At 33.0% G+C, this 26,281-nt stretch carries 27 protein-coding genes and 2 pseudogenes; 9 read left to right on the top strand and 20 right to left on the bottom strand.

All coding sequences use genetic code 11. The features are described 5' to 3' along the window. Positions 1-11: 11 nt before the first annotated feature. A complete protein-coding gene (locus tag DN408_RS11595; protein WP_016127136.1) occupies positions 12-1,301 on the bottom strand; it encodes an APC family permease in 1,290 nt (429 codons plus the stop codon). 142 nt (positions 1,302-1,443) lie between these two features. On the opposite strand from DN408_RS11595, the gene DN408_RS11590 reads away from it, so the two are divergent. Then, a complete protein-coding gene (locus DN408_RS11590; RefSeq protein WP_078179286.1) occupies positions 1,444-1,878 on the top strand; it encodes an Lrp/AsnC family transcriptional regulator in 435 nt (144 codons plus the stop codon). A 92-nt stretch (positions 1,879-1,970) separates the two neighbouring features. Here DN408_RS11590 and DN408_RS11585 read toward each other — a convergent pair. Further along, a pseudogene (locus tag DN408_RS11585) lies at positions 1,971-2,354 on the bottom strand (helix-turn-helix domain-containing protein); the annotation flags it as partial. Positions 2,355-2,424: 70 nt separating this feature from the next. Between DN408_RS11585 and DN408_RS11580 the strand changes: the two are divergent. Beyond that, a complete protein-coding gene (locus tag DN408_RS11580) occupies positions 2,425-2,628 on the top strand; it encodes a hypothetical protein (RefSeq protein ID WP_147740107.1) in 204 nt (67 codons plus the stop codon). 70 nt (positions 2,629-2,698) lie between these two features. On the opposite strand, the gene DN408_RS11575 is transcribed toward DN408_RS11580, so the two are convergent. Further along, entirely contained in the window at positions 2,699-3,559 is an 861-nt protein-coding gene (locus tag DN408_RS11575) for a DegV family protein (protein ID WP_002142141.1), read from the bottom strand. A gap of 254 nt (positions 3,560-3,813) precedes the next feature. On the opposite strand from DN408_RS11575, the gene DN408_RS11570 reads away from it, so the two are divergent. Next, positions 3,814-4,245, top strand: a complete 432-nt coding sequence (locus tag DN408_RS11570) for a GNAT family N-acetyltransferase (RefSeq protein WP_016127138.1) — start codon at positions 3,814-3,816, stop codon at positions 4,243-4,245. A 369-nt stretch (positions 4,246-4,614) separates the two neighbouring features. Here the strand turns inward: DN408_RS11570 and DN408_RS11565 are convergent, their stop codons facing one another. The 3 genes from DN408_RS11565 to DN408_RS11550 all read right to left on the bottom strand — a co-directional run bounded on the left by DN408_RS11565 (position 4,615) and on the right by DN408_RS11550 (position 8,078). Beyond that, the gene (locus tag DN408_RS11565) at positions 4,615-5,904 is read right to left on the bottom strand and encodes a BC_2427 family protein (protein WP_048516839.1); all 1,290 of its coding nucleotides are present in this window, start codon (positions 5,902-5,904) and stop codon (positions 4,615-4,617) included. Between the two features lie 127 nt (positions 5,905-6,031). After that, entirely contained in the window at positions 6,032-6,727 is a 696-nt protein-coding gene (locus tag DN408_RS11555; RefSeq protein ID WP_078179262.1) for a CsxC family protein, read from the bottom strand. A 580-nt stretch (positions 6,728-7,307) separates the two neighbouring features. After that, positions 7,308-8,078, bottom strand: a complete 771-nt coding sequence (locus tag DN408_RS11550) for a GNAT family N-acetyltransferase (RefSeq protein ID WP_078179301.1) — start codon at positions 8,076-8,078, stop codon at positions 7,308-7,310. 490 nt (positions 8,079-8,568) lie between these two features. Between DN408_RS11550 and ycaC the strand changes: the two genes are divergently transcribed. Next, positions 8,569-9,204 carry an isochorismate family cysteine hydrolase YcaC gene (ycaC, locus tag DN408_RS11545; protein WP_002192841.1) on the top strand — a complete coding sequence of 212 codons (636 nt, stop codon included), beginning with the start codon at positions 8,569-8,571 and terminating at the stop codon, positions 9,202-9,204. 542 nt (positions 9,205-9,746) lie between these two features. Here ycaC and DN408_RS11540 read toward each other — a convergent pair. Continuing rightward, positions 9,747-10,529 carry a BC_2878 family exosporium-associated protein gene (locus DN408_RS11540; protein WP_078178874.1) on the bottom strand — a complete coding sequence of 261 codons (783 nt, stop codon included), beginning with the start codon at positions 10,527-10,529 and terminating at the stop codon, positions 9,747-9,749. Positions 10,530-10,941: 412 nt separating this feature from the next. Between DN408_RS11540 and DN408_RS11535 the strand changes: the two genes are divergently transcribed. Beyond that, entirely contained in the window at positions 10,942-11,262 is a 321-nt protein-coding gene (locus DN408_RS11535) for a hypothetical protein (protein WP_002032538.1), read from the top strand. 54 nt (positions 11,263-11,316) lie between these two features. Here DN408_RS11535 and DN408_RS11530 read toward each other — a convergent pair whose 3' ends face one another. The 5 genes from DN408_RS11530 to DN408_RS11510 form a co-directional block, all read right to left on the bottom strand. Continuing rightward, entirely contained in the window at positions 11,317-12,852 is a 1,536-nt protein-coding gene (locus DN408_RS11530; RefSeq protein WP_002189905.1) for an MDR family MFS transporter, read from the bottom strand. Positions 12,853-12,876: 24 nt separating this feature from the next. Further along, entirely contained in the window at positions 12,877-13,584 is a 708-nt protein-coding gene (locus DN408_RS11525; protein ID WP_002189906.1) for a polymer-forming cytoskeletal protein, read from the bottom strand. 25 nt (positions 13,585-13,609) lie between these two features. After that, positions 13,610-14,320 (bottom strand): bactofilin family protein, encoded by a 711-nt coding sequence (locus DN408_RS11520; RefSeq protein WP_002189907.1) that lies wholly within the window; start codon positions 14,318-14,320, stop codon positions 13,610-13,612. A 13-nt stretch (positions 14,321-14,333) separates the two neighbouring features. Beyond that, on the bottom strand, positions 14,334-14,957 hold the full coding sequence (locus DN408_RS11515; RefSeq protein ID WP_002189908.1) for a YhbD family protein: 624 nt from the start codon (positions 14,955-14,957) through the stop codon (positions 14,334-14,336). A 158-nt stretch (positions 14,958-15,115) separates the two neighbouring features. Next, on the bottom strand, positions 15,116-16,891 hold the full coding sequence (locus DN408_RS11510) for an ABC transporter substrate-binding protein (protein ID WP_078178877.1): 1,776 nt from the start codon (positions 16,889-16,891) through the stop codon (positions 15,116-15,118). Positions 16,892-16,953: 62 nt separating this feature from the next. On the opposite strand from DN408_RS11510, the gene DN408_RS11505 reads away from it, so the two are divergent. Continuing rightward, entirely contained in the window at positions 16,954-18,159 is a 1,206-nt protein-coding gene (locus DN408_RS11505; protein WP_002127807.1) for an MDR family MFS transporter, read from the top strand. Between the two features lie 14 nt (positions 18,160-18,173). Here the strand turns inward: DN408_RS11505 and DN408_RS11500 are convergent, their stop codons facing one another. The 8 genes and pseudogenes from DN408_RS11500 to DN408_RS11465 all read right to left on the bottom strand — a co-directional run bounded on the left by DN408_RS11500 (position 18,174) and on the right by DN408_RS11465 (position 23,475). Then, the gene (locus tag DN408_RS11500; protein ID WP_078178875.1) at positions 18,174-18,878 is read right to left on the bottom strand and encodes a YjgB family protein; all 705 of its coding nucleotides are present in this window, start codon (positions 18,876-18,878) and stop codon (positions 18,174-18,176) included. A gap of 24 nt (positions 18,879-18,902) precedes the next feature. Further along, positions 18,903-19,722, bottom strand: a pseudogene (locus tag DN408_RS11495) (aminopeptidase). 254 nt (positions 19,723-19,976) lie between these two features. After that, positions 19,977-20,372, bottom strand: coding sequence for a hypothetical protein (locus DN408_RS11490; RefSeq protein WP_002084959.1), 396 nt, complete (start codon positions 20,370-20,372; stop codon positions 19,977-19,979). A 92-nt stretch (positions 20,373-20,464) separates the two neighbouring features. Next, positions 20,465-20,707, bottom strand: coding sequence for a GlsB/YeaQ/YmgE family stress response membrane protein (locus DN408_RS11485; protein ID WP_002013368.1), 243 nt, complete (start codon positions 20,705-20,707; stop codon positions 20,465-20,467). Between the two features lie 124 nt (positions 20,708-20,831). Then, positions 20,832-21,797, bottom strand: a complete 966-nt coding sequence (locus DN408_RS11480; protein ID WP_002013369.1) for a nucleoside hydrolase — start codon at positions 21,795-21,797, stop codon at positions 20,832-20,834. Between the two features lie 77 nt (positions 21,798-21,874). Then, positions 21,875-22,063, bottom strand: coding sequence for a DUF3970 family protein (locus DN408_RS11475; RefSeq protein ID WP_002013371.1), 189 nt, complete (start codon positions 22,061-22,063; stop codon positions 21,875-21,877). 69 nt (positions 22,064-22,132) lie between these two features. Beyond that, positions 22,133-22,918 (bottom strand): class I SAM-dependent methyltransferase, encoded by a 786-nt coding sequence (locus DN408_RS11470; protein WP_078178876.1) that lies wholly within the window; start codon positions 22,916-22,918, stop codon positions 22,133-22,135. Between the two features lie 218 nt (positions 22,919-23,136). Next, the gene (locus DN408_RS11465) at positions 23,137-23,475 is read right to left on the bottom strand and encodes a hypothetical protein (RefSeq protein ID WP_002127815.1); all 339 of its coding nucleotides are present in this window, start codon (positions 23,473-23,475) and stop codon (positions 23,137-23,139) included. A gap of 484 nt (positions 23,476-23,959) precedes the next feature. On the opposite strand from DN408_RS11465, the gene DN408_RS11460 reads away from it, so the two are divergent. The 3 genes from DN408_RS11460 (at position 23,960) to DN408_RS11450 (ending at position 26,213) form a co-directional block, all read left to right on the top strand. Continuing rightward, positions 23,960-24,112, top strand: coding sequence for a YqbF domain-containing protein (locus DN408_RS11460; RefSeq protein WP_078179002.1), 153 nt, complete (start codon positions 23,960-23,962; stop codon positions 24,110-24,112). A gap of 170 nt (positions 24,113-24,282) precedes the next feature. Then, a complete protein-coding gene (exsC, locus tag DN408_RS11455) occupies positions 24,283-24,717 on the top strand; it encodes an exosporium protein ExsC (protein WP_002165595.1) in 435 nt (144 codons plus the stop codon). A 293-nt stretch (positions 24,718-25,010) separates the two neighbouring features. Further along, positions 25,011-26,213, top strand: a complete 1,203-nt coding sequence (locus tag DN408_RS11450; protein ID WP_078179001.1) for an MFS transporter — start codon at positions 25,011-25,013, stop codon at positions 26,211-26,213. Positions 26,214-26,281: the final 68 nt, after the last annotated feature.

The raw sequence follows: 26,281 nt of genomic DNA, 5'->3' as shown, positions 1-26,281 counted from the left end.
ACGAATGTATTTTAACATTCCTTATTCTGCTCCCTCCCATTTACAAGTCTACCTTTTATGCAATATAAATAGCATAAAGACGCTAAAGCTACAACTATTGGAATAAGTATGACTCCTCCAATAAAGGGATAAACCGCTATACAACATATAAAAGCTATTATAGAAAAAACTTTACCTAATCTATTATTTATTAACTTAATTCCGGCCGCAGTACCGACTATATATGTAACAATCCCTAACGAGTTCGGTATTAATACGATTCTATCTATACTAATATGAAAAACGAAACATATTAACAAACCTATTATTGCAATAAAACCTACAACTTTTATTGCATTTGTTGGCGCTGCTCTTTTTACATTAATACTTGCTAAATAACGAGGTGCAACTTCTTCCTGCCCTAGCGAATAGCCTAAACGGCCCATGCTTGCGATAAATGCATTTGTCGTCCCTAAGCAAATAATAAAAGCTACAAATCCAATTAACCATGCAAATTGATTACCTAATGTTTGTTTTATTACAAGTACTAGAGCTGTAGTATTATCAGCATTAATATGATATGATTTTGTTCCAATTACTGATAATGCAATCCCCATATATAAAAATCCAATAATAATAATTGCAAATCCTGTAGACAAAATAATATTTCTTTTTCTAGGTGCTTTAAATTCTGGAGCTAAACTCGCAATTGCTTCCCAACCGAAAAACGACCAAAAAATTAATAATGACGCATCTAAAATCGGGTTTACTGCTTTCATAGAAATATGTACATTTATATTTTTCATTTCAATATAAGGTAGTGAGCTTATAATTGTTACGATTAAAATAAAAAAAGTTAATACACCGATACATACTTGAAATGAACCGCTCATTTTTAATCCAAATAAATTAAAGCCGATAGAAATACTTACTATGATTAACCCGATAATATAAGAAAAATACGATGGTAAAGAAAAGACTTTTACTATATACATTCCACCTGTCAGTGATACAATGATTTGCCCAACACTACCTGCGATAAAAAAACACCACCCTATAATCGCACCTACTTTTTTACCAAAAGCCTTCTCAGAAAAAGTTGCAATTCCCCCTGCACTTGGATGCTCAATAGATAAAAAAGCGAATGTTAATGCAAGTGGGATACTAAGTAAAATCATAATAAGCCAAGAAATAATCGCATTCCCTTCCGCTATACTCGCAGTCATACCAGGTAATATAAGAATTCCTGATCCTAAAACTGCCCCTACGTATAAAGCTGTTCCCTTTTTAATAGAAATTGTTTCGTTGAAATGATTAGACATTACATGCACCTCCATTTATATTTTAATTATAGAAAGTTATCAGTCTATTCAACATTCAATTGTGTATGTAATTTAGCATTAGATTTTATATTATGCATGTATTTCAGAAGTTTACTTTCAACTTTGCAAAGGAGCATGAGTAATGGATGAGATTGATAAGAAAATAACCCTATTATTACAAGAAGATGCCAGGATGACACTTACAGAAATGACTGAGCATCTACACCTTAGCCACCCTAGCGTTACAGAAAGACTAAAAAGGTTACAAGATGCAGGAATAATCGAAAAGTATACAGCACGGATATCACTGGATACAGTTGGAAAATCAATTCAAGCATTTTTAAGAATCGAAAATTTAAAGATTCCATGCAAAAAATTTGAGGAGAAAATATACGAAGAACATAGAATACTCGAATGTCACCGAGTAACAGGTGAAAGTAGCTATTACTTAAAAGTAGCGGTTCACTCAATGAAAGAATTAGAGGAATTAATTGATATCGTTATACCATTTGGTATAGTAAAAACTTCTATGATTTTATCATCACCGATACCATATCGACCGATAATTGTAGAATAGTAATAAAAAGAGGTTATCCAAAAAGTATAAAATATCATACTCTTTTGGATAACCCTTTACAATTTATAAGAACTTTTGACTAAACTTCTTTTTTAATCCATTTTATTTTCAGCTGAAATTTTAAAGTACTTCGCAGATAATTTATAAGAGCGATTCTCATTATAAAAGTTACCTAATTCATAGGATAATTCAGCAACTAAGCGATGTTGCTTTTTTTCTACTCCCACTTCAATTGCTTTTTGCATATTTTTTTCATATTCATAATAATCTCCACGTATATTGAATATTTTAGCTTTCAAACCATATAGTTGGACATGTGCAATTGGTACATCATAAATTGATAAAAAATGAAATGCTTCATTCATAACTTTATTAACATTTTTCCAATCTTTAAGTTCTATGTACACCTCTATCATGTTTCGTAATGCATATACCTTTTGATGTTTCTCCGATAAAAATTCACTCAATTTCATAGATGAATTACCAATATCGCATCCTAGTAATTAGTTTGTCGAATTATTTAGTAAACTCGAAAGGAAGATAAACATGATTGTAAGACTAAAAAACGAATCAGCACGAAAAATAGTAAGATATGTTGGAGGCGCTGTTTTACTTTTAATAATCGCTTCTTTCCTTTATCAGTGGAAAAATGACTTAGTAATTGATCATACTGAAAGATTCAGCTTTGCACTAGCTATCACTACTTTCCTATCTACCTTCTTACCTTTTAAAGAGAAAGTTAAGAAGTAATTACATATTTTTCATTCGCATAAAACAATTATTTTAGAATTAAAAAAGGATTGATCAAAAGATCAATCCTTTACTCTACTTCATTTAAGAAAAATAATGTTAACGCACCTGGTCCTGTATGCGCTCCGATTGCTGCTCCAATTGTATTTACGATAAATACTTCACAGCCGAATCTTTCAGTAATTAATGCTTTTAATGCTTCGGCAGTTTCTAAATCATCACCGTGAGTCATACCGATTGTTTGACCTTTAAGGTCTTTCCCGCGCTCTTCCATAATATCAACAATTCGGCTTAATACTTTCTTTTTCCCTCGTACCTTTTCAAGTGGTACAAGTTTTCCTTCATCCACATTTAAGATTGGCTTAATGTTTAGCAAACCACCGATGAAACCGGCTACTTTACTTAAACGGCCACCTCTAACAAGGTACTGTAAGTCAGCTACAGTGAAGATATGCTCCATATGCTCCATTAGAAAAGCGACACGGTTTAATATTTCTTCTTTCGATGCGCCCTCTTTTGCCATTTTTGCAGCCTCTAATACGACAATACCCTGACCGAGTGAGGCACATTTTGTATCGATAATTTCTAAATCTAAATCAGTGTATGTTTCTTTCACTTCTTTTTTAATGAGAACTGACGATTGATATGTACCAGACAATTCAGATGAAAAAGCTAAATATATACAAGGGTTACCTTCTTTTGCATAGGAAACAAATTTTTCTTGGAATGTTTCAAGTGAAGGCAATGACGTTTTATAAACTGCGCCTTCTCTCATTTTTTGCAATAAAGTAACTGATTTTAATGTAACCCCATCTAAATACTCTGTTTCTGCTTCATCATATACACGGAGTGGAATTAAATCAATATCATATGCTTGCAGCAATTCTACCGGTAAATCCGCCGCACTATCCGTAATGATTTTAACACCCATTTTTAAACCTCTATTCTGTTATAAATATAAAAAATATAAAATAAAAATAGTACTTTTAAATTATATACGTAAAACTTAAATGAAGAAAGGAAAAGACTTTATATTATATGCACTCTTCTTCAAAACTTGAACTATTATTAAAAATGATACCGTTTTCTCCTATTTTCATAATTTATTGTGCCAATTATGAATTACAACTCGTATCGTTCTTTATATAATAGAAATATTAAAACATTTCAAATGGAGGCCTAAAAATGGGAATTCAACTAGCTATACCTAATGATATAGAATGGATTAATAACCAATACGAATCAATCGGATTTGTACCGAGTGATTTATCACGAGATAAGGTTGCGATCATTACATACAACAAAGAGTATGCGGGTGTTGGACGTTTAGTCCAAATAGATGAAGATACAATTGAAATGGGTGGAATTTTCATTCTTCCTAAATTCAGGGGTCTACAATTAGCTGGGGAACTTGTTTCATTTTTAGTACAAACTGCGAAAAAATTACAAATACAAAATGTGTATTGTCTTCCTTTTGAAGAACTAGAAAGCTTTTATAAAAAATACGGCTATACTGAAGTCAATACTACAGAAGAAGACGTCCACCCAATTATTCTAAAAAAATATAATTGGTGTTTGGAAAATTACGATAAACATGTTTTACTATTTAAATTGTGAGTTTTGTAAAAAAGGAGTGAATATACTTTATATTACACCCTAGGTTATAAGATGTAATTATCTATGTTATTTAATTAGCTTCATTAATCAAACAACATTTACGCCAATTTTATGTCCGTTTTAAATAAGTGTTAGCAAGTTCGTTGGCAAACTTGTTAGCACCTTTTTAAAACTTAAACCTGAAGAAATCCATACAATTAAGTAACTATCCTAGCTAGCAATAATATCATCCTTCATAAATATTAAAATGAATTCATTGAGGATAAACCGTTTGGAGGATATTCTATAGCACTGAATGATTTACAAAAGATTACGCATTGATACGCTACGAATAAAAATAATGAGCTAATCAAGGGAATATAATCATTTTTATGTAATTCGCACTTGTACTTCCTGTTCTTGTATCACTTGAATGATTAATTCCAATACAATATTTTGTACTAACTGATACACATTGTCATGAAATGTACTTTGTTCTGATATGTATTCAATACATTGATATATATATCCTTCTACCAATAAGCTCCCTTTTTCAACTGTAAATTTATTTTGTCCATTCTTGTTTACTTTTGGTACTAAAAATTCGGTTTTTGTCAAAATAATCTCCTGTTCCACCTCTTTTATTCCTATCACTTTTTCTGTAAATACCACTTTTTCTCGTAAACTAATTTCACCTTTATATCTTCCTATTTCTATTGGTAGTCTGGCTGTTATATAATTACTTACTTCTCCCCCATTTTCACTCTCTAATATTATGCTGTGAATAGGAATCCATGAAGATGTCTCTACCTTATTCTCTTCATTATTCCCTTTAACTTTTTGATTATATAATTCAACAAGCACTCTCTTTTCATGAAGATTTAAAGAAACTAATTTACAATAAGCCTCCGAATGATACTGTTGCACTGTAGTTAATAACTTAGAATCTAATTCACGCCCCTCCGCATCTTTTTCATTTCGAAATACAAATGCATCTTGATTTTTCACATTTATTTTTGGAAATACTTTAAAGCTAGACACTTCTGAAATAATAGAAAATGGCGTTTTCACTACCATTGAATGCACTGAAGTCTCTATTTTTGATCCTAAACCTATACTTTCTCTCTTTGATTCAGTTTCTTCACTTTTTTTCTCTGATTCATTTGCTACTTCTACTTTCTCTAATCCAATCACTTTATTTTCTTTTGCTGGTTCAGTCTCTTCACTTTCTTTGTTTGATTCAATTGCTATTTCTTCTTTCTCTAATTCTCTTTCTTCATATTCTTTTACTGATTCAATTTTCACCTCTTCTTCCTCTAATCCAATCGCTTTATTTTCTTTTGTTAATCCAGTTTTTTCACTCTCTTTCTCTATTCCAATTACTTTATCTTCTTTTTTTGACTCTGTTTCTTTACTTTCTTTCTCTATCCCCATTGCTTTATCTTCTTTTTTTGACTCTGTTTCTTTACTTTCTTTCTCTATTCCCTTTGCTTTATCTTCTTTTTTTGACTCTGTTTCTTTACTTTCTTTCTCTATTCCCTTTGCTTTATCTTCTTTTTTTGACTCTGTTTCTTTACTTTCCTTTTTTTCTCTTATTTCGCGCGAATCATCTTGAACATTCAGCATTTTCCATTTGTAAACTTTGTTCCATATTTCCTTACCAACCCATGGCTTATTCATCACCATCCCCCCATCTGATGAAATTCATAAAAATATGCTTTTTGTACGCGACCATTCCATCATTATATATGTTTTATAATAATAAAAAAGACATTGTCTTTTTATTAAAGACAATGCTTTTTTAGTCTTATACTTGTACTTGTTGTACTTGTAAAACTTTTAAAGTAAGATCTAGTACAATTTTTTCACGAAGAGTTCCAAATGGCTCGTTTAATTCTGTTGGACAAGGTGAAAAGTCTAATTCGAAAAATTGTGCGCTTACTAATTCACAATACGGTTGCTCATTATAAAAAACTGTATTTTCGAAGAAGTATTTGTCTAAACGTGGTAAATCACCATTTTTAGGATTAATAAAGTGAGATGTAGTATCTGATGAAGAAGCTACTAAAGCTAGTGAAAGAAAATCAGCTGCTGTCAAATCTGCAAAACCAGAAAATGGAACATTTGCAATACGATCATATAGCACTCCATTACACTCATCATTTGCATATTCAATATTTTTACGAATATATCCTTGTACAAATAATTTTGCTCTTGTAACTCGGCGATAAGGTGTAGCATCTACTGGAGTAAATGCTACAGGAACTAACTTACATTGTGTTAAAAATACATTTTTTAACACACGTTTAATCTCAGTTGCTGGAGGATCTAATGAAATATCAGATTCTACAACAATTTGAATTGTTCTTTCTGCTAATACAACTGGTATTTTTACAATCGGTGTTCCTGGAGTAAGAATTGGTGTTGCAGCTGCATCACTTAATGGCGTTTGAGTTTGTCCATCTACCTGACATGGTACATTAATTGGGCATTGTTCGCTCATATTTTATAATCTCCTTTATACAATATTTTGGAGTTTTTTAACTCTCTATACTGTATATGTATCTCTTCTATTAATGCGTGGGTTTGTATAATAGTTACTTTCATCATTTACAAAAAAATAGCAAATTTATTGTTAGTTAAACACACATAACTTAATATATTAAGCCTTTATGATTATCTACCTATATAAAAAGAGAATTTCTGAACCCTCATCGTGGAAGTAGGAACTGATGTGTTAATTATATTCACTAGTAATAGAAGAAAAATCAATATTAGTATCACTCTACTGTTGAAAAAAATAAAAACCGACTAAAAAAAGTCGGTTTTTATACCCAAATTCTTGCGGAATCCCTTCATCCTTATCATTAATATCATTGTTTTATTCTCAAATTTTTCAACTCTTCTTAGGAAACCAATCTTGTCGTCATTCTTTTCCCTTAATTTCATTTATTAACATCTCTTTTAATACCTTTTTATCTTTGGATAGTTTAGTTTTTGTTTGCAATTATAAAAAATAAGACTACTAAACGTTAATTTACTAGTCTTATGACGTTGTACAATCCGTACACGCTCCCGTTCATTCACTTATTATTTACAAAATAAGTATCATATGCCTTATCAAAAACATACCCTAGCTTTTCTGCTAATTTGACAGAAGTACTATTCGCTGCGTCCCAGTTTGGATACCTCCCCTTTTCTAAACAATCCAATATTAAGGTCGCACAAACTACAGTTGCCAATCCCTTTCTTCTATGATCAAGATCAGTAGCAACTTCAATTTCAATACCATCATTATAAATACTATATGATGATGCACCGCATACGACTTCTCCATTATACAAAATGCTATAACCTATACCTCGATTTACATAATCATCTATTGATCGAAATTGACTTGTAAAATCTTCAGAAACGTTGTGTAATGTTGGATTATTTGCGATATGCTCATCTATTTTTCTTAATTCATATCCTTTTGGAAGTGCAGTTATAAAAGATTGTAATTTTGAGCGATTAAACACTTCTGCATTTCTTTTAAATTTATATCGTAAAAACTTATCTATTTTTCTTTCATGGAATGTTTCTAAACGCTTTTTCCATTGATCACTATTTACGATTACTAAAATTCTTTCAGGGATGTTACGTAATAACTCTTCTGTCTCTTTTGCATTTGGATCCCCAGCGTAAAATGTGAAAATCCCTACCGTAATTTGCGCTACTGTCGGGTTTTCAAGATCGTTCACCCAGGCATTGCCCATATGTCCTTGTAAATAAGAAAGTAGAACAGCATTATTAAAATCCTCGAACATAGAAACTAATTTTTTTCTTGTATGTATTTTTGCCTCATATATCATTTACATTCCCGCTTTCTTTAAAATCAACTAGACTCAACATTTTCATGAGTTAACTTTTATTAGTATTCTTATACACACTTATTTATTATCTAAGTAAATGTCTATGAAACTCAACTCTAAAATATCAAATAATTATAAATTATAAGTAAATTCAATTTTATTATAACATCTAATTTCATTGAAATGATTTACCAATCAAGAATTGCTATTTTCAGATTCATTTTAGTCCTCATATCTCATTTTCTATTTACAGGTAAAAACATTATTATTCACAAATAATAGATAGCATTAGGACCATACCACATAGCTATCCACTCAATTAATACATTGTTTCCCAAAACGAAAAATTTGTAATTTCTCAATATGAAAATACATACATCCCAATATTCTAATGAAAACTATTTGTTGATAAATTTTTGCATGCATACCAAATCAAGATAAATAACTGTAAGATTGATTTGTAAATAAGCTTATTAAGGGGGATTATAAAATGTCTGATTTGTATTCTCGTCTTTCAAAAAGTGATGCCGCGGTTCTTCTAGTGGATCATCAAACAGGTCTTATTTCCAGTCTAGTGCGTGACTATGGTGTTGATGAATTCAAGAATAATGTTTTAGCTCTTGCGAATACCGCTAAGTTTTTTGATTTACCTGTTATTTTAACAACTAGCTTCGAAGACGGTCCTAATGGTCCACTCATGCAGCAATTAATCGAACTATTTCCAAATGCGCCTAAAATAGCGCGTCCTGGACAAATTAACGCGTGGGACAATGATGAATTTGTAAAAGCTATTGAAGCAACGGGTAAAAAACAGTTAATTATCGCAGGTGTCGTTACTGATGTTTGTGTTGCGTTCCCAGCTCTATCAGCTATAAATGCAGGGTATGAGGTATTTGTTGTAACGGATGCATCTGGAACTTTTAGTAAACAAGTTGCTGATGCCGCTCTTATGCGTATGGCTCATGGAGGGGTGCAACTAATGAACTGGTTTAGCGTTGCAGCAGAATTACAGCGTGACTGGCGAAATGATGTTGAAGGTTTCGGAGCTTTACTTGCTAAGCATCTTCCAAGTTATCAAAATATCATTGGAAGCTATATGGGGGCTCAAAGAGAGCTTAGCAAGTAAAATCTTAATATAAAATCAGAATTGGTATTGTATTTTCGTTAACTTGATGGCGATATATGGTAACAATGATGACTAATTATTCCCAATAAAATTCACTCCCAAAAAAACTTACAGCAGGTATTTACATAATTAAAAAAAGGGCTGTCGTAGCAGCCCTTTTTTTAATTATTTTACTAATATTGTATAATCGCCTACTCCACCGCTATATTTATTTACACTTAAATAAATATCCCCTGCAATTGACTTCTTTCATATTTTGTTGCGTAAGCAGGGTACCTAATTTGCATGTTTATGGCAGTGACGCATTAAGGAATAACACGTATCAATTGATAGTACAAACCAGCCTATTTCCCGCTACTACGGCCTATACAGTATAGAAAACAATAAATACCTTTACTTTCATTAGTGTATCTAAAGAGAAGCTAAAAAATTTCCGATTCCACACAATAAATGGATAAATTCAAATGTAACAATATTTCATTTAATCATTTTTATGTAAAAACCCTCATTATAGTGTACGAGGGTTAATTACGATAAATACGTTATAACTCCTTCTTAGAAATGTAAGATTCCGTCTCACCATTTTTATATATTCTAGTTAACTTAATAATTGAATTGTACATCATACTATTGTCGTTAATAATCTCTTTTTTCATCTCTTCTATTTCGGCATTTCCAGTTCCACTCTCTATTTTTAAACAGTTTGAAATGTTGAGGTATCCATTTGATGCGAAAAGAATGATAAACGTAATATCAGGGAAGTTAATAAACAGTAATCCAAATTTCAATGGATTTCCAGTTATATCCGATAAGATTAATCGAAAATCTAACAGTTCAGGTACCGGAACCAAATCTTTAGAAACAATCGCTTCACCTACTATAGTAATTTGCTTTACTACATTCCCAAGCTCATCTACAAATTCAATACATCTAGGTGGATCAATCGTTGTTGCCTGTAAAGATAAACTTAATTCAGGATTATTAAAATCGAAGAATAGTGTACTTCCCTCATTTAAACAATGTGGACAAACATTTCCAAGTAAACTGAATTCATCTTCAATAAATTTAACTTTCGTTTTACAACTACAAACTTTCCCTATTCGAATCGCATCAATTCTTGAACAATCTACAAATATTACCTCACTGTCTTCTTGTGCAAACGACACTATACCTTTTATCTCATTAAATGAAATAAAATAGGATACAACTATTTCGTTTCCGTCTATTACGATACTCTCAACCCTAGAATAAGGATGTAAACTTTTCAAAAATTCACATATACTATTTTGACAACACCCACAATCACGTTTCGGCTCACAATCCACTGATTCTCCATTCCTTTCCTATATGTTTTACCTAATAAATATAATATGAAAGGTATGTAAGAAAAGCTTGGACAATATAACTCTAATATTAGTCTAGATAAGTATACAGACATATGCCTGTCAAATTAAGAAACTCATCGTTCCTCAAATAAGTAATAAAATATATTTTTCACTATAAATGCATATAACAATTTCATCTTTCAACAAAAAAGCGTTATAATAAAGTGAAACTTCTATTAGCGGGGAGCTTTATCTCCTACTAATGGTTAGCCCTCACCAATCGGGCTCTTACGGGCAGTTATCTCCTGCCGTCCTCATCATTTGCTTCTTCACCTTGAGGCGGGAGTCTACTGCTCGTTATTGCGGGATGAATTGCAGCCTCTAAGATTACGTAATAAAGGAGATTAAAACAATGACTAAAATTAAAGTATATCAAGTAAAAGAAGAAAATATGGAAGCAGTAAAAAACATCATTGATGTTGAGGAACAAAACCCAACTGCTGAGAACTTACAAAATCTATATACATGTGTATTAGATACTGAAGATATGGCATTACCTGAATCATACGTTGAAGAAGATATCTTAATTGATTCTATGGAAGTTATGGTTAACGCTTCTCAAAGCAAGCTAAGAGACTTAGGTACATATGATGTAATCGAAGTTCAAAACAAAGGTAAGAAAACACAAATTTTATTATTAGCAGACGAAGAATACGAAATTATCGAAGGATAATTCGACTCCGTACATAAGAAAAAGCTCCTTTCAAAATTGAAAGGAGCTTTTTCTTTACGCTTTTGATGTTTCACTTTTCACCTTGTTTTGTTCTTTTTTATATACCATGCGCTCATTTCCCATAAAGAAAACGAATACGAACGCTAAACTTGCGGGGACTAACGCCCACATAAATGTCTGAACGATTGAACTAGAAAGAGCATCAATAATTTTATCTAATATTTGCGGCGGAATTTGAGATCTTGCCGATTCTGATAGAATAGCTCTTGAATCTCCTAAAGCGTTTGTATTCATTCCCCCGCTCATACCTTTAAACGCTTCTTCTAATTGATCCTGGAAACCAGTCCTTTGAATCATTCCGAAGATTGTAATACCAAGTGTCATACCTAATGAACGAATGAAATTACTCGTTGAAGTCGCAGACCCGCGTTGCTCCATACCGAAGTTATGAATAGCAGCCATACTTAGTACAGAGAATGAAAAACCAACTCCAAAACCGATAATAACCATATAAATTGTTAATAATATACGACTTGTTTCTGGCGTTAATGTACTTAATAAGAATAATCCGATTAGCATAATTACAGCAGAAATAATCATAATGTTTCGGTAGCTAAGTTTTGATGTTAAAAATCCACCTAACTGCGCTGTTACTACTGATCCTAACATCATTGGTAATAACAATAATCCTGAGTTTGTTGCGGTACCACCGTATACGCCTTGAATAAATAACGGAATGTACACAGTTGCTGACATAAATGCCGCCCCGTAACATAAGGCAATAATTGTACTCATTCCGAATAGACGTTGTTTAAACATCTCAAATGAAATGATTGGTTCTTCTACTTTTCGTTCAATAACAATAAAAGCAATTACTAAAATAGCGAACCCAGCAAATAAACTTAAAATAAAGCTAGAATCCCAATCATACTTTTGTCCGCCTAATTCTAAGGCGAACATTAAACAAACTACTGCACCAACTAAAGTAATTGCGCCAAACCAATCAATCTTTTGTTCTCTATGAACTCGTGACTCTTTATAAAATAATGTAATAAAAATAAGTGCTAAAATTCCAAGTGGTAAGTTAATATAAAACACCCAGTGCCAGCTAATATAATCCGTAATATATGCGCCAAGTAATGGCCCGAAAATACTTGATAAACCAAATACTGCTCCGAATAAACCACCCATTTTCCCGCGCTTTTCTGGAGGGAAAATATCAAAAACGATAGTAAATGCGATTGGCACTAGTGCCCCGCCGCCAATACCTTGAATGGCACGATAAATACCTAACTGTGTAATATTTTCAGCAGTTCCACAAAGTGCCGAACCAATCATAAAGACGATTAAACCGAAAATAAAGAATCTCTTTCTACCATACATATCTGATAGTTTACCGAAAATCGGCATACCTGCCATTTCTGCGACCATATAGGCAGAAACGACCCATACAAAGTTTTCAAGGCCTCCTAAATCACCAACGATTGTTCCCATCGCTGTTACGACAATGGTATTATCCATTGATGCCATTAAAATCCCTAGCAATAAACCGGCAACAACGAAGCCGAGTTTATTATTCTTCTCAACCATATTTCTTGCTCTCCCTCATACTACTTATATTTGTTTATGTTCTTTTACGACTGCATTACCTTTCTGATTAAAACTAGTGTGATATTCTACTACACTAATTTCACAGCCAGGGCCAATTATAACATGATTTCCTCTTACTACGTCTGCTATTGTATGTTCTAAATAAATATCATCCCCTTCAATAATTGATGTTTGAAGGCTTCCTGCATGACTTGTAAAAGGAATAAATCTCGCTTTTTTACGTACTGTAATCTTTTTCCCACCGATTTCTCTCACTTTACTTCCTTCATAACGAAGTGAGATTTCAATATTTTCAGCATTAAGCAAACCATCACTTTCAAGACCACCAGTTAGTAATAATTCCTCTAGTTCTATATCTCCCTTTACATTTAAAGCACCTTTCACATCTATGAAATCACCGGATAGCTTCCCTTTAAATTCTATCATACCTCTAACTTTTGTTTTATTAATTTGTCCGTCACCTTGTACTTGGGCATTGCCATATACTTTTACATATTCCGCCTCCATATTCCCCTGTACTTCACTATCTCCATACACGACATAATTTTTCGCTTTCATATTGCCACGTACTTCACTCGTACCATACGTTTTAAAATCATTACAACTCATATGATTAGAGATTGTTCCTTCGCCGCGTATCTTTACTTTGTTATAATCTCCACCTGCTGAGCTACCTGATCCATTTACAGTAAGACTATGTTGATTTTCCATACCGATTCCTCTCTCCCTTTTAAACTTAAACTTGCTTAATTTCTTTTACATTTGCACTTTTATCAACAGTAAGAACCCCAGTATATTCAATTAGTTCAATCTCACAGTTCGGCCCTACAGTAACATTGTTTCCCCTTACTGTTTTAATGTGAGCATAATCAATATCGATATTGTCACCTTCTAGCAGTTCAGCTTCTAACTGTAAGCCAAATACTGTTTTAAATAGTCTACTAAAAGCACTCAATCTATGTTTTACTTTAATGGTTTGGCCACCAATTTCTTTCGCTCTACATGTACCATGAATATTTATATTAATTTCATCTGCGCTTAATAATCCACCAACTGTAAATTGCCCTTCTGAAGAAAAAATATCAACTTCACAATTACCATCAATCGTCGCTTGACCATTGATTTTAAATTCTTCACCAGTTACATTACCACCTATCGTCCCTTTTCCTGCAATTTTTAAAGTGGTCGCCTTTACATCTTGTGTAATTGTCCCTTTCCCATCGATTCGCATCATTTCTGCACTAACTGTACCCTCAACTTTACCTGATCCGCTAATTCTCGCATCGCTACTTTTCAAATCACCAGTAACAATTCCGTAACCATTACATTCAAATTGGTCGCACTCAACGTTTCCATTAACAGTTCCTTTTCCATTTAGTTGCACTTTATGAAACTCTCCACCGTTTGATGAACCATATCCGTTTATAATTAAATTTTCTGTACGCATTATTTCTCCTCCACTACAACAGTTTAGTTTTTAATGCTTCGGTATATTTCATAATTGCTACACGTAAAACAATCTTTGTTCCCTTTTCAAAAATTAAATCCTCAACGCTTGATACTAAGAAGCATGTAGAAATCCCTAACTTCCGAATAATAACTAAGTCACAATTTTTATGTTTAATCGCTTCATAATTTTCACGTAAAACTTGTAAAACCATTTTCCCCTCTTCTAAACTAACGTCTCCTGATTGAAGAAGTTCTTCTAACACGTATACATAAAGAATATCTGCAAATTGAAAATCTGCCGTTTTGTTCGTTTGCTCCATGAAAAATTGTAAAACAGGTTCTGATGTAATTTCTTTACGAATGAGATCTTCCTTTGCTAAAAGAATCTCTGTTACGCTTGGTGAAAACATATTTGCCAATTCATCAAGCGATAGATCCTCTTTCATCGTTTGAATTTTATCAATACGCTCTAATATCTTTTCTTTTGGAAAAAATGTTTCCTGACCTGTGAACGTTGACTTCCGTACAAACCAATCTTCCGGTATTAAATTTTTTCTCTTCCACCTATATAACTGTCCGTATGAAATACCAGTTAACTCTAATAAATCTTTTTTTGAAATTAAATCTGTAATCAACTGTATATCACTCCTTCCTAACAACAATGTAACATAACACTGTTACGCTGTAAATGAACTTTTATAACATGTAGCGTAAAAATGTGCAAAACAAACTTCATTTCCATACAAAAAAGGTTCTTACACATCTTACTAAAATGCATAAGAACCTTTATATATCAAGGCTTAAACCATATTTGATAAAAATCGATCCAACCTTGTGGATTAATCATTATATTTTGCACTTTTTCGTGTGAACTTACTTGCTGTTTGTTACGATATAAAGGAATAATATGAATTTGGCGTAACAATGTGTCTTCAATATTGTGTAACAGTGTCATCCGTTTCTCTAATTGATTCTCTATAAAATAAGACTGCAATACTTCGTTAAATTTTATAGTGCTATGTTGATGAATAAAGCTGTTTTTTGTAAGAAACATATATAGTAAACTTTCTTCAATACGCTCACTAATTGTCGCACTATCATGTATTATATCAGCCTTTTGTATCGTACTTGCTTGCAATAACTCTTTTGTTTCAAGAAAAATGACTTCAATAGTGACGCCATACTTCGCACACTCTTTTTGTATCCAATATGAGTCTTCAACATGATCTTGTTCTGTAAATGTATATAGTCGCAGTGTTTCATTACGGTAAGAGCTCTCTTTAATAAGCGTATATATGTCCTCATTTATATGTATAGTGCCACCCTTTGTTAGAACCAATTCTTCTGCTATTTCTCCGCGCGCTCCTTGCAATTCCTCGATAAGTGCATTGCTATGAATGATTTTATATAGAGCTTTCCGAAACATCGTGTTTTGCATAGGTCCTTCTTTTGCGGTATTTAATGTAATGTATGTTACATTCGACTCAAGTCTAGTTAGTTCTTTATGATGCTTTTCTATATTGTTATAGTGTGCTTTCGCTAAAATATCGCACGTATTTACGCTGTTCTCTACATTCCATAATTCAATTCGATCGAGAAATGGTCGCTCGCGAAAATATAAATCATTTGCTTCTAATACGAATACATCCTCATTCTTTTCACATAATCGAAACGGTCCAGTACCGATTAACCTTCCATCTCCATCTTCATTTACAATAGAACACTGTTCTGTACTTAAAGCATGTAAAAACAGCTTATTATCTGTAGATAAACGAATCTGCACAATGTAGTCATCAAGAATATGTAAACTTTCAACGTGCTGTAACATCCACGCATGCGGATTATTTTTCGCTTTCAAGAATCGTTTAAATGTATGTACAACGTCATAAGCAGTAAATTCTTTCCTGTTATGAAACTGAACACCTTTTCGTAAGTAGAAGGTCCATATATATTTCTGGTCATCATATTCCCAATAAAACGCAAGTCTTGGCTCTACACTGTTTGTATTTCCGTCTATATACACTAACGTGTCGTATATATGTTTTACCATATGACATTCCGAACGCATCGTAGCGTATACAGGATCTAATGCAATATCTAGATTCATTTGGACTTGCAAACGTAGCACATCTCTTCTCCCTTTAGATGTCCTTTCGACTTGATAACCGAATATCGAATCAATCCACGTTTGAAATTGCGTTTGAAGTGATGGAAAATACGAGCTATATCTTTCAATAAATGCACTTCCACTTTTTACGTCCCCTTGTTTCGTTATTTCTTTTCCTCTTTCTAAAATTAAAGAAAGTGGATGTTTTTGAAATAACAACTTTGAACGATTTCCTCTCCCTCGGCCTGGAAACCACATAATCCAATTAAATTCTTCTAATTTTTTTATGATTAATTTACTATTTCGCTCTGTACAAAATAAAGTTTCAGATATATTTTGTATTGTTATTTCTAATTGTTCTCCCTCTGCTCTCCCATTTCCATACTGGAGCCACAGGTGCATATATTGCTCCAAAATAATCATAAAACGCCCCCTAAAAGATGAAAAATCTTCCTCTTTCATTCTACCCTTTTTCATTTCTGGCTTCCATCTTATCATTTCAATATAGAAAGGAGGAAATAAAAATGAAGTATCTTTTAAAACGTTATAATAAGCCTATTCTCATTCGATTGTTCGGTGAATTGTTAGTCCGAACGACTGAAGCGATGTTAGCTATCATTTTTATTGTTCACGTTAATAAAGCGTTAAATGGTAATGTCATCGTTACAATGCTTCTTTTCGGATTACAGCCTCTCGCTGATATTGTGTTTACATTAATCGCTGGGGGTGTAACAGATAAATACGGCCGAAAGAAAATAATGTTACTCGGATTACTTTTACAAGCTTTTGCCGTAAGCGGCTTCGTTTTTGCTGAATCGGTCGCCTTTTTCGCCTTATTGTATGTAGTAAATGGTATTGGACGCTCTTTATATATTCCGGCACAGCGAGCACAAATCGCTGACTTAACGAAGGAAGAACAACAGGCAGAAATATTTGCTGTTCTGCATACTACGGGAGCAATCGGCTCTGTAATTGGCCCATTAATCGGCGCCTTTTTCTATACTAGTCACCCTGAGTATTTATTTATTTTGCAAGGTGTAGCCCTTACGCTATATGCTATTCTCGTTTGGACGCAGCTTCCTGAAACAGCTCCACTCATGAAAAACGTTAATAAAACTAAAGAAGTATATTCGCCAAAACAATTTATTTCAAAGCATTACGCTGTGTTTGGACTTATGGTTTCTACGCTACCGATTAGTTTTTTCTACGCCCAAACCGAATCAAATTATCGTATATTCGCCGAAAGTGTATTTCCAAATTTTCTATTTGTACTCGTGTTTATCTCAACTTGTAAAGCTGTCATGGAAGTGATTCTCCAAATTTCCCTTGTGAAATGGTCTGAACAGTTTTCTATGCCTAAAATCATTGTTATTTCCTATACTTGCTATACGTTAGCTGCGATTGGCTACGGTTATTCCACAACAATATGGTCATTATTCTTCACATTGCTCTTTTTAGTAATTGGGCAAAGTATAGCTTTGAATCACTTACTACGATTCGTTTCACAAATCGCTCCAAGTCATAGACGCGGATTATATTTTTCTATATACGGTATACATTGGGATATTTCAAGAACTTGTGGGCCTTTTGTAGGTGCATTGTTATTAAGTAAATTAAGCGGTAGTACTCTATTTTATATTTGTGCCTTCTTATTAATAATCGGTGGTATCATTCAAGCTTTTTTTGTTCAATCGTTAGAAAGAAACAAAACAAAAGAGCTGTCCCTATAGGAACAGCTCTTCATTTAACCTGCCATTTTATTAATACTATCCTCCGGTGAGAACACAGAAATATGATGTACTTTACCAGTCGATTTTGGAATTACGAATTTCAATTCAAACTGGTCATTTACTTTATAAACATAAATTTTATCATTACCATTTTCTTTAACAGACGCTGGTTTTCCTAAAGCCTTTTCGATTTCTTGTAACGTAATCGATTTGAGCTCTGAATGGTAAGAGCGTACGTCAAAGACTTGTGATCCTTTATTAAAGCCAAATGCTACATTTTTAATTGTAAAAGTTGCATACATCCCGTTTCCTGCTTGCTCAGTCTTATCTGCCTTTCCCCATGCCTTCTCTATTTCTTCAATATCTCCTGTATGAGCTGCATATGGTACGTTAGGTACTTTACCTTCTTTCGCTTGCTCAAATAAATCTTTTACATGGTTAATTGATTTTTGATTAAGCACTGTATTTTTCGTATTAGACTCCGTTGAAGGTTTTACCGATTCTTGACCTTTTGGTTTTTCCACAGGTTCATTCTCTTTTTTGGGAGCAGTCTCTTCATTCTTTTTACTCATTTCTGACGTATCGCTCTTTTTTTCCGTACTATTTTCTGATGTTGAATTAGTTTGCTTCTTTTCCTCAGCGTTAGTACATGCGGTTAAAGCCGCTACACACGTTAAAGTTAGGAAAAATATAAGTACTTTCATATATACTTTCATCATTTTCAACCTCCCTCTTCAATATATTCACTTTTGTAACCATTCCATAACACTACTCCTCAAATTATTTTTCCCCCAAAAAGTAAGTGCTTCCGTTTCTCCGAAAGTACGAACCATATACTCTATATATGATTTTCCTAAAAAATAACCGAGTCGGTTGTATCCGAAATAAGTCCCTCCTGATAGACGGAACCATTCTTTCTCTTTTTCAACTGTCCATCCTTCAACATAATCCTGTAAAAAACGTTTCTTAATGTTCTCTTCAATTTCTTTATAATATTGTAACGATGGATCACCATTACTACTATATGAATAGTAAACGGACTCACTTAAACCTTTAACTATTAGTTGTGATAAATAGGTCGCGACCCCTTCACGATATAAACTTACCAGGGCATCATTCCATTCTCTTGTAATGCTACATTATGATATATATGTCCGATTTCATGAGCAACGATAACACGGAGGTGCTCCCTTACAGGAGATAATTTCTCAGCCGCAAAAAATATATCCCCAATAATCTCCCTTTCCACAAATGCATTAGAACCAACTCCACCTACAAATATATGAAAAGTTACATCTATATTACTACCAAATTGAATGCGATAGTCCTTACTAACTTCTTGAATAATTGATGGTAAAATTTCTGAAATAATACGAATGTCTTCTAGTTTTGCAGGATACTTTCAATCGCACTAGAGAGACGTTCTTCTGTCTTAGGACAGTGAAACTTAAAATACTCTTCGAATGCCTCTGGGTGCATATCATAATATTTGTTCAAGTCATGTAATCCTATATCATCGCTTTCCAAAATCTTCAAAAAGCTTGGAATTGTATTGTTAATCATCTTATTCATCTCCTTGTATACACCTTCTCTCCATACTCGCTATATCCTTTTTGTAACTTGAATTAAACTGCTACAAAATCTCCTTTAAATGCAAAAAACCAGCAGAAAGTGAATACTCATTCTCTGCTGGTTTAATGTTTTGTTCCTTCTGAATCTTATTCAAATCATTTGTCATGATCAGAAATCCATTAAGATTAACTATTTATATAATTAAAAAAGCTGTCCTATTAAAGGACAGCTTCAAATATGTATTTTTACACTTCGATAGATTTACCGTCTTCAACGATATGGTAAAGTAAGTGCGCTAAATGATGAATTGGACCATTTTCTTCCTCTTCTTCATTTGTCTCACCTTGGAATTCAAGATCATTTAAGTATAGTGCTAAAAATTGATAGAACAATTTCAAATCAAATCCGTAGCAAGCACTTGGTTCTTCATGATCTCCTTCATATTGTAACATTAAGTATTGCTCGTTTCCTTCTGTATCTTCAGCATCAAAGAATACGAAGAAACCAACGTTTGTATCTAAATCAAATAGGTGGCGAGTACCTTTTTCTGTTGCTTTCTCGAAGTCCTCTTCACTTAATTTATGTACTGTTGTTGCCTTTGCATTATCCTCTTGATGAAAATTTACTGTAAATGATTTCAATGCTGACACCTCCTGATTGTATAACAGTAGCATAACAGATTAGACAACATAATACAAAGGGACTGCTTACAAATGTAGACAGTCCCCTGTATTCATTTCCGCATTGCACGGAATATAAAGCTTACGATGAAAATCAAAACAATGGCGCCTATTAAAGCCGGAACAATCGCATATCCGCCTATAACAGGTCCGAATTTACCAAGTAACGCTGTACCAAGCCAAGAACCGACAATACCTGCAATAATATTACCGATTACACCACCAGGTACATCCTTCCCAGTAATTAAACTTGCAAACCATCCTAATATACCACCAACGATTAAAGACCAAATCATATCATTTCCTCCTTTATAATTGACCAATAAAAATTATAATCAGAAACAATTGCTTACCATTAGTTATGTTACATTTTTCGTAAGTTATTCGTCTTATGAAAATCATTCAAATCTGCTCACCCTTTTAAGGACAATCTGGCTTCAATATTGTTCTCATAAATTCGTCTTTAAACGCTTGATAATTAAATTCAACGGCAATTTTTTGTATAGGACGATTATCAAACGTCGTTGGCTCAGCTATTTTTCTAAAATCTGCAACACTTTGACCTCTCGTTACATCATTCGTCGTACTAATCCAAACTGCTGATTTTTTATATTCAAAAATATCATCATTTATAAATGAAATGAACGGAAGTAAATCGTGAATCGGACTCCCAGCAATACCTGGATATTCTTTTTTGTAAAAGTTCTCGTAATAAAAATCGATCATTGGCTTTATGAGTTTCGCCTGCCCTGTTCCTTCTTTATCAATAATATCGACCATTTCAGGGGTAATAAGAGCACGCTGCGTTACATTTAACGGATATATTGTAGCATTCTGCGCATATTTCATAACGATATTCGCGGCAATTGGATCGCCGTAAAAATTAGCTTCTGATACAGGTGTAACGTTTCCCGGAAATAGAAAAGCACCGCCCATTATATAATAAGAACATACTCGATTCATTAAATTGGGGTACAATAAAAATAATGTTGCAAGTGTTGTTAATCGTCCCGTCGCGACTATAATAATATCTTCTGGACAAGGCTCAATTAATTTAATCAATTCACAAAAATTTTCTCTGTCACAAATTCTCATTTTCGGTGGAATAATTGGACCTAAACCGTGATCCCCATGAATTTCAGGGAAAAACAAAGGTTCTTCAGCTGTCATTGGTCTACTGGCACCTTCAATAATCTTCACTTTTGTAGCATAGTATCTTTCTAAAAAATAAACATTTTCCGTAACAATTTCTCTTGATACATTTCCATACTCTGCAACGATACCGATAATATCTAATTTGCATGTTTTATTCGCATAAATTAACGTTACTGCATCATCAATACCAAAATCTCCGAAAAAGATTATTTTTTTATTAACTTTCCTCACCCCTCTCCAGCATAATCTACTATTATTATTATGCGAAAAAGACAAGGCGGTGAAACAGAGATAATTAAAAAAGCCGCCTATTTATTGGCGACTTCAATCTTTTTATAAGATAAATATGCTAGTACACTTTTGCTTGAATCATATTTCGGATTATTCCCTTTTCTCGGTTCTCTCATATGTGTTTTTTCAAACCCAGGAATGTCAGGCATTTTCTCTAAAAATTCAAGCATCTCTTCCTCAGTTCCCTCAATACGTACACGAATCATTATTACTATTCCTCAATTCTCATTTTCTCTGTACTAAGTATATCGTACATCAGAAAGACTGCAAGAAATTTATCTTTTTAATGTTGAACTTTTTTTACATACGAACAGTGCCATTTCAGTATAAAACGATTCTATTTTATTGTTTCCAAATTGAATTTTGAAAAATTCTTGCATTTCATTTGATGTTTTCATCATACACTCTGTTAACTTTACACGTTTTTGCGTAGGAACATCCATCATATCGCACCACCAATCAAAATCGAACTTCTTGTCAAAAGTATGACATGACTGCATTTGCAAACCATGTTTTTCTAATAAAGTAATCCATTCTGTTTTTTTCAAAGCTCGTTCATGGCTTGGATCTCTCTTCTTTTCGATAAAGTTATAAAATGTATCAAACTCATTATTTTCTGGTGAAACGTTATCAATTAATATAAATAATCCATTATCTTCTAACGTTCGATTTACTTCAAAAATAAATTGCAAAGGATCAACAAAGTGATGTGCTGCAATTCGGCATGTAATTGTATCAAAGGAATCATCAGCAAATGGTAACCTTTCTGCATGTCCTGCTACAAATGATACATTTTCATGTCCGTTCCCTTCTATAAAACCTTTTGCTTTTTCTAACATTTTTTCTGTTAAATCAAGAGCGACTACCTCTTTGAACATTGGGGCTAACAAATTAGCAACATGTCCACCACCAGTAGCAATATCAAGAAGACGAGTATTATGACGAGTTTCAACTTGCTGAACTACATATTGTAAATCCAGTCCTTTTGCATGAATTTTACTTTTCACATACTTCTCTGCATTACTACCAAATTGTTGTTTCACAAGTTCTTCTTTACTCACTTTTATCATCTTCTTTCTATAAAGTATTATATTTAATTTATAAGTTCTCTTTATATAATTTCAAATCCTCTTTTAGTTTAGTCTCGTCTCTTGTACTAGAGACCTTCTATCAAAAAAATTTAACTCTTTTATTTTTAAGCACAAAACAATAAAGGTTATGGGGAATTATCCCACACCCCCACAAAGTATCTCTTAAATTTGAGGATCTTCTTACACGTCTAATCCCCCTGTAACTTCACAATAACTTCTACTTCGCTATTAGTAGCCTCTCTTGCATGCAATCCATATTGGTCCATGCCAATCCATATCCACCCAGGACTATCATAAAGAATATCTATGTTGAAATGCTTCAACTTAGTAAGCTCTGACCTAATAAATTTATCCCTACTAGCGATTTCCTTATCAAGCAAGCCATATTCTTTCCCATTTTCAAATAGCGCTATCATCTTTCCTGCAAGTGGATGTATACGAACAATAAAGTGATATTCTTTTTCATTTATATTCGCTACAATCGTATTAGAATCAGGTACATCACATCTAGAATTCGGCATATTCATATCGGTCAGCTCCTTTATTGATTTCATTAATATCGTAACAGATTAATATTTAGATATTATTAATATAATGTAAAAAATATAAAAGCTGACTTCCCTTTAGAAATCAGCTTTTACACATTGTTTATCTTTAAACTTTTTACAAATTTTATAATGTTTCTTTCTCTTCATCATTTCCGGAAACTAAATCTCCTAAAACATCCACCGTAACTTCAACTACAAATTCACAAATCCCTGCTACAACTTCTCCAATTACTTCCTCCATCTTTCTACCCCCTTGTTTTATGGAACCTATTTGTAGTATAGAAGATACTGGTTAATTTTAACTATCGGCAAAGGTGACAAAAACATTACAGATTTGTAAGCTATTTCAATGTTTTTTTGAATTTATACTTCTCCCCTTTGAAACTTTAAGTATTATTAACAACCAGATAGGTCATCATAATATAAAGTATTTAAGAATCCTAATTTAAAGGAGGCGTGTAAAATATACTACGTAAAATTAATTAAAGGTCAATCTTTCTATGCTTTTGATCAACGATTCTTAGTGTCTCATGAAGAAGAGGTTTCGGAAAAAATTTTTAATTACTTACGCCGGAATGAATTCTTCGAAGTACGTAAAGAAGAATATTCCGCCTAAAGTATGAAAAGCATCAAAAAATGACTCTCATAATTGGGATTTTTTCTTGATGCTTTTATATTATCTCCCTTTATTCAACATTACTCCTCAATTCTCTTAAAATCTTATAGTATATGTCCAAGCTAATTCATCGTTACCTTCATATTTTAGTATATGAGGAGGTGACGAATATGACTCATATCATTGATTATCAAGCTACTCAACCTTTAAATAAAACAGGTGAAACAACTTTTGTAATTCCCCATTCCCCAGAAAAAGCAATTCTAGCAAGTATTAAATTAAAAATTTCAAGAAGAGATTCACGTAATAATCGAGTAGAATTAATTGCTACAGTTGGGGTTAAAGGTATAACTGAGATTTCACAAGTTTTATTCCGAATTTTCCGTGACAATACAGAAATCTTCAACGCTCAAGTAGGGATTGAATCTACAGATTCTGAGCAATTTTACGCGCAAACATTTCAAGCTATAGATCAAAATGTTAGCTGCGGGACTCACGAGTATTCATTAACTGTAGAAAACCTTACTAGTGGTGCAAGTGCAGACATTGTTGGTCCTCTGTCTTTTAGCGGCTTAGCTATTGGACAAGATCATAAGTGTTGCTAATTTAATCTATTTTGGTTTTTTGAGAAAAGTAAGACGCATTATCTGCGTTCTTACTTTTTTTATTTTCCCCACACTTACCTTCCCTTTGAATTTACTTGTGAATTTTTTGTATTTTTAGTTACCCATTGTATCACTTAATTCATCCTTTTTTTACAAATCAAAAAGATTGAAATCCATTAATGAAACACGTAATATAGACTCTGACTCTAAAAAAGTTCGTTAAAAATAATACATAAAATAAGGAGGTTTTATATACGAGTTTTTCATTTTAAAAGACAGAGAGGTTTTACATTATGTGGCGTAATAAAAATGTTTGGATTGTGTTAATTGGGGAGTTTATTGCTGGTCTAGGGTTATGGCTTGGTATTCTTGGTAATCTTGAATTTATGCAAAAATACGTCCCTTCTGATTTTATGAAATCCGTTATATTATTTATCGGACTGTTAGCTGGTGTTCTAGTCGGTCCAATGGCTGGGCGTGTCATTGATCAATATGAAAAAAAGAAAGTTCTTCTTTACGCTGGATTTGGTCGTGTTATTAGTGTTATTTTCATGTTTTTCGCTATTCAATATGAAAGTATCGCTTTCATGATTGCATTTATGATTGCACTTCAAATTTCCGCGGCATTTTATTTCCCTGCATTACAATCTGTAATTCCACTCATCGTTAATGAACATGAGCTATTACAAATGAACGGTGTACATATGAATATCGGTACAATCGCTCGTATTGCAGGTACTTCACTAGGTGGCATTCTTTTAGTTGTAATGAGTTTACAGTATATGTATGCCTTCTCAATGGCAGCATACGCTTTATTATTCCTCTCAACTTTCTTCCTACAATTTGAAGATAAAAAATCCGCTACATCAAGTAAACAATCAGCTAAAGATAATAGTTTTATGGAAGTATTTCGTATTTTAAAAGGAATTCATATTGCTTTTACAGCACTTATATTAAGTATTATCCCTCTATTATTTATAGCTGGATTCAATTTAATGGTTATTAACATTAGCGAAATGCAACATGACCCAACGATTAAAGGATTCATATATACAATTGAAGGTGTAGCATTTATGTTAGGTGCCTTCGTTATTAAACGTTTATCTGATCATTTCAAACCTGAAAAGTTACTATACTTCTTCGCAATTTGTACCGCTTTTGCACACCTTTCGTTGTTCTTTAGCGATATTAAATGGATGGCACTTGCCTCATTTGGTTTGTTTGGATTTAGTGTAGGCTGCTTCTTCCCTATTATGTCGACAATTTTCCAAACGAAAGTCGAAAAAAGCTATCACGGACGTCTCTTCTCATTCCGTAATATGTTTGAAAGAGTTATGTTCCAAATTGTCTTACTTGGAACTGGCTTCTTCTTAGATACGATTGGGTTACAATATATGGTTCTCATCTTCGGAGTTATTTCGTTGTTGATTATTTTTATTTCCTTATCTAAGCAGAAACAATTTAAAAAACAAACGTCACAATCTGCGAATATATAAAACTAATACTTCTTAAGAATGGATCCCGTATTTTACTGGGTCCATTCTTTTTGAATTTCAAGGATTAA

This window comes from Bacillus sp. AR13-1, assembly GCF_008042285.1.
GTDB lineage: Bacteria > Bacillota > Bacilli > Bacillales > Bacillaceae_G > Bacillus_A > Bacillus_A mycoides.
Note: the sequence above shows the minus strand (reverse complement) of the source record. Positions and strands in the feature narration are given on the sequence as shown.

Excerpts from the sequence above, each read along its gene's own strand:
- DN408_RS11595 (WP_016127136.1), bottom strand. The coding sequence starts at position 1,301 with ATGTCTAATCATTTCAACGAAACAATTTCTATTAAAAAGGGAACAGCT.
- DN408_RS11590 (WP_078179286.1), top strand. The coding sequence starts at position 1,444 with ATGGATGAGATTGATAAGAAAATAACCCTATTATTACAAGAAGATGCC.
- DN408_RS11580 (WP_147740107.1), top strand. The coding sequence starts at position 2,425 with ATGATTGTAAGACTAAAAAACGAATCAGCACGAAAAATAGTAAGATAT.
- DN408_RS11575 (WP_002142141.1), bottom strand. The coding sequence starts at position 3,559 with ATGGGTGTTAAAATCATTACGGATAGTGCGGCGGATTTACCGGTAGAA.
- DN408_RS11570 (WP_016127138.1), top strand. The coding sequence starts at position 3,814 with ATGGGAATTCAACTAGCTATACCTAATGATATAGAATGGATTAATAAC.
- DN408_RS11565 (WP_048516839.1), bottom strand. The coding sequence starts at position 5,904 with ATGAATAAGCCATGGGTTGGTAAGGAAATATGGAACAAAGTTTACAAA.
- DN408_RS11555 (WP_078179262.1), bottom strand. The coding sequence starts at position 6,727 with ATGAGCGAACAATGCCCAATTAATGTACCATGTCAGGTAGATGGACAA.
- DN408_RS11550 (WP_078179301.1), bottom strand. The coding sequence starts at position 8,078 with ATGATATATGAGGCAAAAATACATACAAGAAAAAAATTAGTTTCTATG.
- ycaC (WP_002192841.1), top strand. The coding sequence starts at position 8,569 with ATGTCTGATTTGTATTCTCGTCTTTCAAAAAGTGATGCCGCGGTTCTT.
- DN408_RS11535 (WP_002032538.1), top strand. The coding sequence starts at position 10,942 with ATGACTAAAATTAAAGTATATCAAGTAAAAGAAGAAAATATGGAAGCA.
- DN408_RS11530 (WP_002189905.1), bottom strand. The coding sequence starts at position 12,852 with ATGGTTGAGAAGAATAATAAACTCGGCTTCGTTGTTGCCGGTTTATTG.
- DN408_RS11525 (WP_002189906.1), bottom strand. The coding sequence starts at position 13,584 with ATGGAAAATCAACATAGTCTTACTGTAAATGGATCAGGTAGCTCAGCA.
- DN408_RS11520 (WP_002189907.1), bottom strand. The coding sequence starts at position 14,320 with ATGCGTACAGAAAATTTAATTATAAACGGATATGGTTCATCAAACGGT.
- DN408_RS11510 (WP_078178877.1), bottom strand. The coding sequence starts at position 16,891 with ATGAAAGAGGAAGATTTTTCATCTTTTAGGGGGCGTTTTATGATTATT.
- DN408_RS11505 (WP_002127807.1), top strand. The coding sequence starts at position 16,954 with ATGAAGTATCTTTTAAAACGTTATAATAAGCCTATTCTCATTCGATTG.
- DN408_RS11500 (WP_078178875.1), bottom strand. The coding sequence starts at position 18,878 with ATGATGAAAGTATATATGAAAGTACTTATATTTTTCCTAACTTTAACG.
- DN408_RS11485 (WP_002013368.1), bottom strand. The coding sequence starts at position 20,707 with ATGATTTGGTCTTTAATCGTTGGTGGTATATTAGGATGGTTTGCAAGT.
- DN408_RS11475 (WP_002013371.1), bottom strand. The coding sequence starts at position 22,063 with ATGATTCGTGTACGTATTGAGGGAACTGAGGAAGAGATGCTTGAATTT.
- DN408_RS11465 (WP_002127815.1), bottom strand. The coding sequence starts at position 23,475 with ATGAATATGCCGAATTCTAGATGTGATGTACCTGATTCTAATACGATT.
- exsC (WP_002165595.1), top strand. The coding sequence starts at position 24,283 with ATGACTCATATCATTGATTATCAAGCTACTCAACCTTTAAATAAAACA.
- DN408_RS11450 (WP_078179001.1), top strand. The coding sequence starts at position 25,011 with ATGTGGCGTAATAAAAATGTTTGGATTGTGTTAATTGGGGAGTTTATT.